The sequence below is a fragment of the Allomuricauda sp. R78024 genome (assembly GCF_044596045.1).
Lineage (GTDB): Bacteria > Bacteroidota > Bacteroidia > Flavobacteriales > Flavobacteriaceae > Flagellimonas.
Window position 1 is genome coordinate 1,290,954 of the sequence record NZ_CP138995.1, and the last position, 12,970, is coordinate 1,303,923.

Here is a 12,970-nt window from a genome sequence, read left to right on the forward strand (position 1 = left end):
TTTGATTTTAAAATGCTCATGTTTAAAGAAAAAAAATGTAATTTGGGTAAGGTTTATCGATTGATTATGGAAATGTATTGATTGATAGCATCTAAAATAGCTGTCGAAATGGGAGATGAAAGAATGGCAATCGGATTAATTACAGACACTGGAGGTTTTTTTAAATGCTTTGTAACAAAGTTTAAGGAAGGGTTTGGTTTCAACCGAGGCTTATGTTGCTTTTTGAGTCTATTTTTTCTTCAATTAGCGCAAAGTCAGGAACTCAATAATTTTATTCACTTTGAAAGGGTATTTCAGGCCTCTTCATCAATAGAAAATGACAGTTTAGGTAACATCCTTATTACTTCCTTTGATGGTATTTATAAGTATAATGGATATGATTTTACCTTTACATCCTATTCTAAAATTTTTGGATACGAATTTGCGAATAAAAGAAGGGTATTCTTTAAAAAGGATAAAAAGAGCAACTTTTGGCTGGCCACCTATAATGGTGAACTTACCCAGTTTGGAAAGAATGGCAGATATGTTCATTTTAGAGACAGTTTATCCATTGAAGGGAAACCGGTAAGAATCAATACCATAATCCCTTTTGATAATAAGGTTTGGTTTGGTTCAACAGAGGGAGCTCTTTACGAATATGCCTATTGCGATTCAAAATTGTCACGAATAGCCACCCTGCCCTATATTGAAAATAGACCCCAAACAATAACCACTATTGCCGCCACAGATTCCAATCAAATATGGATTGGTACAGCTGATGGTAAGGTCTATGGTTACAAGGTCACTATTAAACAGCTTCAAGAAGTAAAAATGCCCTTTGATGACAAAACCCCCCATATGGTGCGTTTGGTTTCTGATAAGAAAAGCAGAATATGGATTGTTTCTGAACTTTATGGACTCTATAGGTACGAACCTGATTCCCAAAATTTGAAAGCGTTTCCTATTTCAGGTTCGGGGGAGACATCCCCAGAGAACTCTCCTCAGTTTTATTCCCTTTATTGCGACGCTCAAGGGAATATTTGGGCAGGAACAGATGGAGAAGGATTGTATAAAATTGATAAGGACAGTAATAGTATTTCCCATTTTAAACATGACGACAACAATAAATTCTCTATTGCAAACAATAGCATAACCAATATCTCTGAAGATGTACACGGAAATCTTTGGGTAGTTTACAAAAGAGGTTTTATAGATATCTTACCAAACTATAGTAGCAGTATACAATACTATACTGGATCGGATGAAAATGTCCCATCTACAGTCCTTAGTGTACTTAAAACCTCTGATAATTCACTTTGGATTGGAACAGATGGAAAAGGGTTGAATAGAGTATTTCCAGATGGAACAAGCGTTCAATATGGCAATAAGACAAATGATTCCCCAATTTTTGGAGGAAGATATATTCAGCGAATTGTAGAGGATTCAAATAAAAAAGTATGGATAGCCACCTATAAAAATGGCCTTTCCGTTTACAATCCTAAGCAAAATGTGTTTAGTAAGGTTAAGATGCCCGGGATTTCAGAAAAAGGAAGTGCTGATGTTCGTTTTCTTTATCAAGATTCAAAAAATCGCATTTGGGCATCCACAAGTGAAGGAGTCCTTCTTTTTAACGAAAGTAAACAAGTGTTGGCTCATTTTAGCTATCGGTCACATGGGTTGTCTGGAACCATATCAGAAAGTATTTGCGAGGCGCAAGATGGTTCCATATGGATAGGTATGAACAGGGGGGGCTTATTCAAGTTTGAGGAAAACAGCGATAATCTTCAGAACTCCCTATTCAGAAAAATTAAGTACTATCAAAAAACGCATATAGAGGATACAAATAACTATGATCCCTCATTTATGATAGCCGATGCGGACAATAATCTTTGGATACGGTCCCTTTCAGGGTCTCTTTTACGCTTTAACACCCAAGATCATTCCTATAAATCATTCATAACGCATAACAGCATAAAGGACTTGGAGATAAGTGCAATGTTATTTGATGATAATGGAAAACTTTGGATGAGTAGTAGAAACGGACTTCATCATTATGACGTAAAAAAGGATTCGCTCGATTCTTATTACAGAGTAAACGGTCTACAAGGAGACAATTTTATAAGGAAAAGTGCTTTTAAAGGCGAAGATGGTATGTTATATTTTGGAGGCGATGATGGGGTGAGTGCCTTCTATCCCCATTTGATGAAAAAAAATAAACCGCAATCACATTTAGGCATTAGCCAAATAGATATTTTGAACAAACCGGCAATTGACTTGGTGCCTGATCAAGTTGAACAAGGAATTGAAAATGTGGAATACTTGAATTTAAAGTATGATCAGTCGTCCTTTTCATTCCAATTTGCAGCTATTGGGGATGTTCTTAATCCAGAATATAATTATGCCTACAGATTAAACGGTTTTGATAAGGAATGGATCGCTCCAAGAGGGGAGCGCGTGGCAACCTATACCAACATTCCGCCGGGCGAATATATTTTTGAAGTAAAAGCAGGAACCAAAAAAGGCGTCTGGAATATTCCAACAAAGCAAATAGCTATTTCTATTAAATCTCCTTGGTGGTCAAACGGTATTGCGTATTTGGTATATTCCTTAATTGTTGGATTACTTTTTCTTGGGATTGTTTTTTGGGTAAGGCTTAGAAATAAATTGCACAGAGAAGAATTTCAATTTAATAAAGAAAAAGAACTGTATGCCCTAAAAATGAATTTCTTTGCGAAAATGTCCCATGAGATTCAGACCCCGTTGACGTTGATTACCGGTCCGATTGATGATATGTTACAAAGGGCAATCTCCAACGGCAATCAATTATTGAGGCAACGTCTTTCTTTAATTAAAAACAATGCGCAAAGACTCTCCAGAATTTCAAAAGGATTGATGACAGTAAGAGATAGGGAGTTGGATAAACTGCGAGTTTACGCTTTAAGGAAAAATATCATATACGATCTAAGAAAAATAGCAGATTCATTTTCGGAACAAGCCAGATTTAAAAATATTGATTTCGTCCAAGACTATCCAAAAGAAGAAGTATTTCTTTGGTATGATGCAGAAAAGTTAGAGCATATTTTTTATAATCTCTTATCCAATGCCTTCAAGTTTACTCCCCGCAATGGAAGGATTATTTTAAAGGTAAAAGAAGGAAGAAAAAGGCTCAAAATTTGTGTGATAGACTCGGGGCCAGGTATCCCATTGGAGGAGCGAGAGGATATTTTTGAGATGTTCTATCAATCAGAAATAGGAAAGAACGTAAAAGGATTGGGGATTGGGCTGGCGCTTACCAAAGAGTTGGTTGATCTTCACCATGGCAAAATAAAAGTTTCCTCTTCAGATGAGGGAACCTGTTTTACTGTAGGGTTAAAAACCGGTGATATTTTTTCAAACGAAGAAAAGGGGATTGGTATGGATATAAGCCCACAATATACACTGTCAGCCACACAAATGGATTTGCTCAAGGAATTGGATATTACTTATGAAGACAAGATTGATAGGGAGGCTACCATACTGATTGTAGAAGACAATGTGGACATGCAAATTTTTCTACGTGATCTGTTTTATGAAAAGTATCATGTGTTCATTGCGGACAATGGGCAAGAAGGATTAAAATTGGCAAGAAAAAAAATACCCGACCTTATTGTCAGTGATATAATGATGCCTACAATGGATGGAATAACCATGAGTAAAATCCTTATTAAATCAAAAGCTACATCACATATTCCAATCGTATTGCTTACTGCCAAAGATGCCGCTAAAACCAAATTGGCGGGCTTGCAAACTGGAGCATTGGCCTTTATTCAAAAGCCCTTTAACCCTAATGAACTATTGGTAAAGGTGGATAACATTCTTGATAATAGAGAGAAAACAATTATCAAGCACAGGGTAGATTTAATCAACAATCCTCAAATGGAGAGGGTTAAATCCAAGGAAGATCTGTTTATGGAAAGATTGGTGAATGAGCTGAATAATCAGCTGGAATGCTCAGAATTTAAGTTGGAGGATTTATCAGATATTATGAATATGAGCTATTCGGTGATTTACCGGAAATGTCAAGATATTACTGGCAAAACGCTAATTGATTTTTACAAAACCTTAAGGTTGAAACATGCGGCCTTACTTTTTTTGGAAAATGGATATAATATTTCGGAAGCCGGATATATGGTGGGGTATAAGAACTCCAAATACTTCACCAAATGTTTTAAAGATGAATTTGGAAAGCCTCCAATGGCCATTAAAAATGAGAGCAAGGAAATTGGAATAGCAAAGTTGATAGAAAAATATAATATTGTTGTGTTGCAATCAATGGAATCATAAACAATACCTTTTGTTCAAATTTTTAACGAGTTGTTTTAGTAATTGGCAATATCCCAACTCTTAAAACTTCATTTTTGAAGAGGCTTTTTTTTAATCTCCTTAAGTAAATTGATTCTTATGGTTTTAGTTTGCTTTTCACTCGCTTTCAGGTTGAAATATTTTTTTTCAAAATCAAGGTCCGGTATAGCCACTTCAATCATGTATGTACCTTCATTAAAAACCTTTGGACTATAATTGCTATTCTCAGGTCTTATAGCATAAACTAGTTGCCCTTTATTATCAAATACTTTTAGTACTGGCTTGTAATTTCCTTTCCATTGTATTTTTGGGAGCCATGCAACGGCTTTTCTTGGATAGTTGTCTTCCTGTGTTATGATAATTGGCCATCCTGGATATTGACTGTTAGGTATGGTGGGGTCAATAAATCTGGGCCAACATTCGGTTTTAATAGTTCGCTGCCTTTTATTAAAGGTAACCAAGCCATAACCTACCGCTCTATTATGCAAAATTTTGGGTTCTTTACCCGTATTCTGAGGATTTGCAACAGCAAATACCGTCATTTTATTGCCAAAACCGTCCAAGTGCTCACCCAAATAGGCAGGATTATCATATGTGTGCTTGCTGCTATCCACATCTGGCCAAAATCTACGGGGCCATATGTTATTTAAGGCTGGTCCTGCGAAGGCATATCCACTGTCACCATGTTCTCCTAAACCATATTGAATAAAACTCGCCAAATGTTGATCCCCGGCAATATGGAAAGCAAAAGCTTTTCGAATAGTTTTAACTGCCAGATCGCGACCTAAGGCTGGCCAACCGTTGGAATCCATATCTACCGTAGGGCGGTCTCCTTTTATATATTCACCTCTTTTTGGAATAGGTAGAGAGGGAATTACGGCCCCTGTCTTTGCGCCTTCGGGAAGTGTGGCCAAAGTCGCAAAATTAGTTTGGGAAAGAACCACCTTCATTTGGGCGTTGTTGCTCCAATCTAGAGCCCATTCATCAAGAAATGTATGTTGTCGATCACCAAGAAGATCTGCTTCAATATGCCGATACTGTTTGATGTCAAAATCATCGCTCATAATCCAGCCATTGTTAACTTCCGCACTTTCCGGAAGAACATTCTTGGGGGCTGATTTAAACTTTCGATCTTCTAGTATGGCAAAACTTATACCTGCGTAATTCCAATGTGTATAGTATACGCCTATCCCTTGTTTTACAGGTGATGGGTCAAATGCGTCAGGTAAATGGCCAGTTTGTGTGCGCTGTACCATATTTACCCATTTGGCGGGCATTTTATACCCTCCACTGTCTTGGGCAGAAGCACCAAACCCTTTGGATGTGTCCGCCTTTTCACCTTCCTCTCCCCAAATATTACCATGGTAAACATCATGGTCATCAGGAATGATGGCACACGGTCGATGCCTAAATAAATCCCGATAAGACCAACCGAACATATACCATTTTCGCAAGTAATCCAGACACATTTTATCATAATCTCCTTGGAACATGGCCCCAAAACCTCCAGTTGCTTCATAAAACTGATCTCCAAGGAATAAGATGATGTCCGGGTTTAACTTTGATACATTTTTTGGAATGTCGGCATCTGGAAAACCATAGTGGAAATTACAGCTAAAAACAGCTGTTCTAATTTCATCTTTACTATGCGGCTCAGCGGATATGGTACCTTCGTAATGATAGGTTTCAGTTTTATTTAGTAAAGGAATGTCAGCAACGATTCTGTAGGGAACATCCTTTTCCTTTTCAAAATTGATAAATGAAAATTGGACGGATCGGCCTTCTGACTCTAGGGACTTTGACTTAAGTGTCGTCCATTTATTCTCATCGTTTTTTACTTGAAAATGAACTGAAAGCCCTTGTATTTCTTCTAAAGGAGCCATTTGTGCGGTAAGCTTTAGCTTTCCTTTGTTCAACGTATATTGTGCAAAACAGATGGGTCCAAAAAAGTTGTTTTCCTCTAAGGTTAAATCCTGTGAGGCAATGTGCCAATTGGAGAAGGCGGCACTTGGCTCTATTTTTTGCTTTTGCTTTTGCTTTTTTTTGAGCTTAAAATCGGACAATAAAGCAAAATTACCAGTGAGCTGGGTATTGGATAATTCCATCCCTTCTTTTTTGTAAAGCAAAAGGTCATTTTGTGGATTAGTCACAGAAACTGTAACCGCATACGAATTATGGTTGGGAACCGCTTCCACCACAAGCCCGAAATGGTCGGGAATAAAATCCAAAGTAGTCTCAAAAATTTGATCGCCGATTTTGAGGTTACCATTTGGTGTTAATCCAATATGGGTTCCTTTCCCAAACACGGCGGCCGATCTGTAATCTTCAATTGGCCCTCTAACCCCAAATTGAACCCCTAAACACCCTTCATCAATGTTCTGCAATTTATGGTTCAATACATCAATTACAATAGAGGTGATAAAACCAACCATTTTTTCAGGCTTTTGAATAGGGAGTAGATGAAGGCTTCTATTTTTATCGGTAACGTCACATATAACCTTACCATCTTTAATAAGCCAATCCTGCAATCTGTTGCCCCAATATTCTGGCCCTGTCCACTTCATATTTGGCCAGTTGTGCCAATTACTATTGAAACTCAAACCTTTTGGATAAGGCCAAGACTTAAAAGTGCTATTGGCAAGCACTGAAGGGGAAATACAGGGAGCGATGGTCCCCATTAACAAGGTTTTCAAATAATTTCTTCTTTTCATCGATTTCTTCTCAAATCAGGTAACTTTCAACGTTTTCTGAGTTTACAATATCAATAGGAAGCAGACGCTTCTTGGGAATTTCCTTTTCAAAGATTAGCTTCTCAATTAATCCTCTCAGCCCTAAAGATGCTTGAATTTTAGGGCTTTGATGTATAAGAAAATCAATTTCACCTTTTTTTAAGCATTCAACATTTCTTAATAACAAATCATATCCGATCATTTTAGATTTTGTTCCCTGACTTTTTAATGCTTCTGCAACCTCATACGCCTTGGAAGTTGTTACAAAAAAGGCATCTATGGGATTGAACTGCTCCACAAAATCAGGAAACTTGCTTTGGAATTCGTTACTATTTAGAGTTAGTTTTTTTATTTCAAAAGAGCTGTATTCCTTAAAAAAGGAAATAAAACCTTGTTCTTTTTGTTTCATATGAATTGCATTATTAAAAGCCTCATCAATATGGATAATTGCAATTCTTGAGTGTGGTTTTATTAAATCATAAATGAGTTTTGCCGCTACGCGTCCACTCGAATATAGATCTTGCCCAGTATGTTGGTCTACAAGGTTGTTGGAAAGACTACTGTTAAAAGTCCCGGATAGAATTTGTCTTGTATTAAGTTTTTTTAAAAGCGTATTGCTTTCTTTTTCAAATAGTGGAACAAATAGTAAAGCATCCAGATTTTCAGTTTGAATCAATTGCTCTCCAATTTTTGAGAATGATTTGGGTTTGGAAGGATCATAACAATAGATTTTAATTTCAAAATCAAAAGCACCAAACTCTTGAATTATTTCGTTTATACCATCCATGCAACGTTTCCAATAAGGATCTTTTTTAGGGTCAGGGAGCAGCACTTTTATGGAGTAGATAGTGTTGTTTTTTAAAGTTCTGGCAATTGGATTAGGTTTGTAATCAAGTTCATTAAGAGCCTTGGTTACCATTTCCATGGATTTCTTGGATACTTTTCCTCTTTTATGAATTACTCTATCTACCGTACCTATTGATACTCCAGCTGCTTGGGCTATATCTTTTATGGTTTGTTTTTTCTTCATTCAATCAGCAAGATATAAAAAGATGCAGAGATAATGTGTACGATAACATTTTTTATACTATCGTACGCATTATCTTTTTTTATTTCCATTTTGGAAGAGGTGACTAAGACCCTATACCAACCATACAGAACCTATGTCAACAAGATTAGAAGCCCTTAAAATGGAAGAAAAGCTAGCTATGGAATTAAGAAGACAACGATATGCGGTGTGGTTCAATTGATACTAAAGAAGGTTAGACCAATCTTAAAAAATTAAAAAATATAAATAAACGATGCGCACCCAGCTGAGAATAGATGAGGAATTTATTTCAATTTGTCAACAGATTTTGAAGGAAGACCTTGACTTAGAATCGTGGGCATTAATTGAAAGTTCTGATCAGTTTCAAACCGACAATTACTGTGGTGGGTTTGATAGTGTAGAAAATGAATTTACCTTTAGTTACTATGACAAAAACGGAACAGAATTTTGGTTTCAACTTCCACTAAGTGATGTCAATAAGGTTATAACGGGAAGTATTACTGAGATAGAAATTCGCGAAGCAGAATACTAAAGTTCAAATAAAAGATTCAAAATTTAAATAGCACAAATCTCATAATCTGGATATTAGATATATTGAAGCTCTTAATTTTATTCGGGGTTTTCTGCTATGTTCATAAGACCTAAGTCATAACCAGAATTGAGCATCAATCCATTGTTGAATTCATACCCTATTTATATATAACCTTTAGTAGGCCTTTGAAACTGGGCGTTTCAAGAAAAAGTTCGGCTCTCGTCCAGCCCGCAATAAAAAAGCTTCACAATTGTGAAGCTTTTTTATTTTGATAGTTGTGTCGTTGATACGTTGTACTGCTTAAGGCGGCGGTGCTATCCACTTTTTACTAGCAAAAATGACGGCGCTTGAGCCGAAAAAGAATTCTTATTCAGCTCAAAAACAATAAAAAATATGAGTTGAGTAAAATTACTGTTCGGCTCAATCTTCTATTGATCAGTCTATCTATCATCAAAACTTGTGATGACATTTTCTTTTTTAAACGATATCCAATAAACAAACCATACTATTATGAAAACAGCTTTTTTCACCTTTTTCCTAAGCCTTATGCTCTTTAATTCATGCATTACAATTAATAAAAGTCCTGAGGATGAAAATGAGAGTCATTATGAAGAAGAGGATATAGCTTATGAAAATGAGGCTTTTGAAGAACCAAGTTTTGAAAATGAAGAGGGTTTCGATACAGAGATACTCCAACATAATTCCAAAAAAGATGGCTTCTTTGACAACTTTGGAGAAAGAGGCATGAAAATACATGAATTCCGTGATGCCAGAACAGGACTTGTTGTTAATAGCACCGAATATCCTGCCTCATGGAAAGTAATTTCCAAACCAACGTATATCATCGATCAAAAACTTCCGGTTTTTCTGATTCAGACAACTGGTCCTAATAATCTTAAATCGTTCAACACGCCTATAAAGGTTCATATCTCCTACCAAAATCCGCAGACCTACCATTTCATGGAGAATAGCAGTATTCGCAATATGCACAGAGCCATGGTAGCCAACCAATACATCTTAGAAGAAGAAGTGGCACCAAGAATGGAAAAAAGCGGATTCAAGTTTGTAAAAAACATAAGGCTTTACAAAACTGAGAATTACCTCAAAGGAAAAATTAGAAATGAAAGCAATGGCCAAGTACAAGTGGATCTTCTTGCTACCGTTTGGGAAAACAACAAAGGCCAAAAAGCATTAGTGTCTGTAGGCAAAATTTACATGCAGCAACCACTAAGCTTTATTGACACCATGACCATGTGGATGTATAGTACTGATTACACTTTTATTGATGCTGGTCATTTTGATGAAACCATTGCCGCTTTTGAAAATGCGCTGATAAATTCAAAGGAAAATCCCAAATGGAAACAATACGTTGCCCAACTATCACAACAACGTGCCCAAATTGCAGCACAGAAAGCTCGGACAGGAAGAATTAACAGAGAGCGTGCATTTGCCGCACACCAGCGTAAAATGAAAGGGATATGGGCAGCACAAGATGCTAACCACGCTTCATTTATGAACCGAAATTTTGGTTCTGGAAGTAGTACTTCACAACGCAATTTTGTCAATATGATAAATGAAGAAGAAACCGTATACAACCCATTAAGTGGCACAAACTACCAAGTGAATGCTTTTTCAACACAAAATTGGATGGATAGTGATGGAAACCTTATTCAAAATGATGATTTGTTCTATACCCCTAATGGCGATATTAATATAAATAATAGGGAGTGGGTAAACGTAAATGGCAATTAATGATGACATTTTTTAACCATCTCGATATTCTATAAAATCAATTTTACAATCTAAAAAGAAACAATTATGAAAACCTCATTGAAATTTTTAATACTAATAGCTGTAACGGCCCTTTTTATCTGGGCCTGTAGCTCCAAAGATGATTCCCCTTTAATGATGGATGATGATGTCTCGGTAAGCGATGATGTTGATCCAACCGATGATGACCCCACAGGAACTACCGATGGATTCATGGAGGTAGATGTTCAAGTAATCTTGCCACAGGGTTCAACAGTAGATCTTGGGGTTACTAGTCTTGTTTCCATATCTGAAGAATTCTCTGTTTCCGGAAACGGAAACTCCAAGGTTGCCCTTAACAAAAATGGGAGGAGTCTTGCCCTACTTATAGATACAGATCAGAACATTTTGTTAATGGGGTTCATTGATGAAGATCAGAGAGAGATTTCGGTACGTAGCACAGCGATAGCGTCTCTTTATAATGCCTTGGGAACGGTTTTTTTACCCGAAGACGTTCGTCAACGATTCTTTGATGAGATTGATGACTTTCCTGGATTGAATGAGCTTGTGGAAGCTGCGACAACAGCTTTTTCCAGTGACGAAAATTACTTTGGCACCGAGGCCTTTGCCGCAATGATAGGAGAAAGAATTTCGACACTGGATGATGCCAAAACCAATGTGGACACTACCAGCAGAATAAATGCTGATGGAAGCGATATACGAAGCGGTATTCAACTTCGGGAAGATGACTCTTTTTCCTTCTCATTGATCAATAGTTTTAGAAGGCGGGCACATGCCTTTGTTTATCGAAAAGAGGTGACTTTCGAAAATGGAGGAGTTGAGCAGCTGATCAGCGATTTTAATGCTGAAAACCCAACTCCAAACAATGATGAAAAAATCTCATCGCCTACTGCTATTAGAGAAGTATTTGGAGTGATCTCAGATTATGGTGCGGGCACAGGAATAGGGTTTGCCATAACCGAGGCAGGCCCCATTTCTCTAGAAGTTGAAGAAGGAGAACAAGAGGTTCTATACAGTTGTCGAGTTGTGGGGACTGCTCTTGGTGAGATAGATACAAATCAAATGACCACAATCGAGGAGGAAAAACTCTATGATCTTATCTACGAAACCTTTGCCTTTGAATTGGTACTTCCAATCCTGTTGGATGTTGCTGGTCACTCTAAATTATTAAAGGGATTAGATGAGACAAAGTATGAGCTTTTTGTGAACCAACTGCAAATTATTGCCTCTTCTGTTCCGGCAGTTGATGAGCCTCTGAAAAAAGGAGAATATCAGACTGCCTTGAACGAATTCTTGAAGGCCTATTACAACAATGCCTTGGGAGCCAATGCAACAGATTTGATTGAGGCACTGTTCGAAGGAGTTGTTGCAGGAGGTGTTAAAGTAGATCCCGACTATTTTGTGCAAAATTCTGCCAGGGCTGGGGAATTGGTGCAAGGAATTGGAAAATACCTGGAGCGAGCAGATATCTTCCTAAAACTTGTTGATTATAGCAGAATTTTATATGCGAACTCAGTATCTAATCATTTGGAAGAATGGGATGTGGTAGCTAGCAAAAACGACGTAACAATAATACCAGAAGAAACCATCGCAATTCAAGGTGAAGAAAAAACATTTAAGGCCATTATTAAGGATGGAAATCTAAGTGCGGGACAATCCTATGAGTACAGATGGGCTACAAGCGGACTTTATGGCGTTATACGTGATGAATTGGGAAAAGAAGGAACTTCTTTTACAAGCTCTAGAAGCGAGATACAATATTTCAGTAGTAATGTAGTGGATTTACCAGATGAGGCATTTGACGAAATCACCGTTGAAGTATTTTTAAAAGAAGGGCAAAATAGTACTCGAATCAATGACGCCAAGGCCGTTGTAGAAGTTAAAGAACTAGGTTTTGAAATAACCCCGGAGAATCCTACAGTAAATGGGGGTACGCGAATCACTTTAAAAGTCAGAAATACCGATCGCACCGATATTACTGATAATTCAACCCAAGATTATCGCATTGTATGGGATGGTGCATCAGGCTTTGGACTTTTCAATGGAAATCAAAATACAGTTTCCAAAGTAAACGATCCACGAGTGATTTATGAAGCAGTTGAAAAGGAAAAGGAAGGAACCGAAACCATCACCGCAGCTATTTACGCAAGAAGAAAAGATTCTGGAGATGCGTACCGATTTATAGACAAATTGGAAACTACAATTAATATTGAAAACGATGAGAATGTGAAATACCTGTACCCAAGGGTAGGACATCTTCTTTATGATGACCCTAATGGCCCTGAAGGCGCATATGGGTATTTTGTATTCTTCGAATTTGACCCAGAGGTGAACGCAGAAAGTTATTCTTTGAGAGTCAAAGAACTCAAATTCGGAAATAATACTACAAGTTTTGTAAATCAAGGTGACAACTGGACAGCTGGGAATCCAGACGACTTGGTTAATGGAAAATATCGATTTATTACTTATACAGGAAGTGGCCCTGGTTCAGCGAGAGCAGATGCCGCGGCAGCACTCGCCACACTGCAAGGATATGCACAGGTACGTGTGGTATTAAAATCAGAGTAAGAA

Annotated in this window: 6 protein-coding genes; 4 read left to right on the forward strand and 2 right to left on the reverse strand. The window is 37.4% G+C overall.

From position 1 onward, the window contains the following. The first annotated feature begins 108 nt into the window (after positions 1-108). Positions 109-4,302 carry a two-component regulator propeller domain-containing protein gene (locus tag SJY44_RS05735; RefSeq protein ID WP_396591626.1) on the forward strand — a complete coding sequence of 1,398 codons (4,194 nt, stop codon included), beginning with the start codon at positions 109-111 and terminating at the stop codon, positions 4,300-4,302. A gap of 68 nt (positions 4,303-4,370) precedes the next feature. On the opposite strand, the gene SJY44_RS05740 is transcribed toward SJY44_RS05735, so the two are convergent. Together SJY44_RS05740 and SJY44_RS05745 are read right to left on the reverse strand one after the other, a co-directional pair. Then, on the reverse strand, positions 4,371-7,031 hold the full coding sequence (locus tag SJY44_RS05740) for a twin-arginine translocation pathway signal protein (RefSeq protein WP_396591627.1): 2,661 nt from the start codon (positions 7,029-7,031) through the stop codon (positions 4,371-4,373). A 10-nt stretch (positions 7,032-7,041) separates the two neighbouring features. Beyond that, on the reverse strand, positions 7,042-8,079 hold the full coding sequence (locus SJY44_RS05745) for a substrate-binding domain-containing protein (protein ID WP_396591628.1): 1,038 nt from the start codon (positions 8,077-8,079) through the stop codon (positions 7,042-7,044). A 271-nt stretch (positions 8,080-8,350) separates the two neighbouring features. Here SJY44_RS05745 and SJY44_RS05750 point away from each other — a divergent pair, with 271 nt between their 5' ends. The 3 genes from SJY44_RS05750 to SJY44_RS05760 all read left to right on the forward strand — a co-directional run bounded on the left by SJY44_RS05750 (position 8,351) and on the right by SJY44_RS05760 (position 12,967). Further along, the gene (locus SJY44_RS05750) at positions 8,351-8,629 is read left to right on the forward strand and encodes a hypothetical protein (protein WP_299487700.1); all 279 of its coding nucleotides are present in this window, start codon (positions 8,351-8,353) and stop codon (positions 8,627-8,629) included. A 510-nt stretch (positions 8,630-9,139) separates the two neighbouring features. Beyond that, entirely contained in the window at positions 9,140-10,381 is a 1,242-nt protein-coding gene (locus SJY44_RS05755) for a hypothetical protein (RefSeq protein WP_396591629.1), read from the forward strand. 66 nt (positions 10,382-10,447) lie between these two features. Continuing rightward, positions 10,448-12,967, forward strand: a complete 2,520-nt coding sequence (locus tag SJY44_RS05760) for a hypothetical protein (RefSeq protein ID WP_396591630.1) — start codon at positions 10,448-10,450, stop codon at positions 12,965-12,967. Positions 12,968-12,970 lie beyond the last annotated feature (3 nt).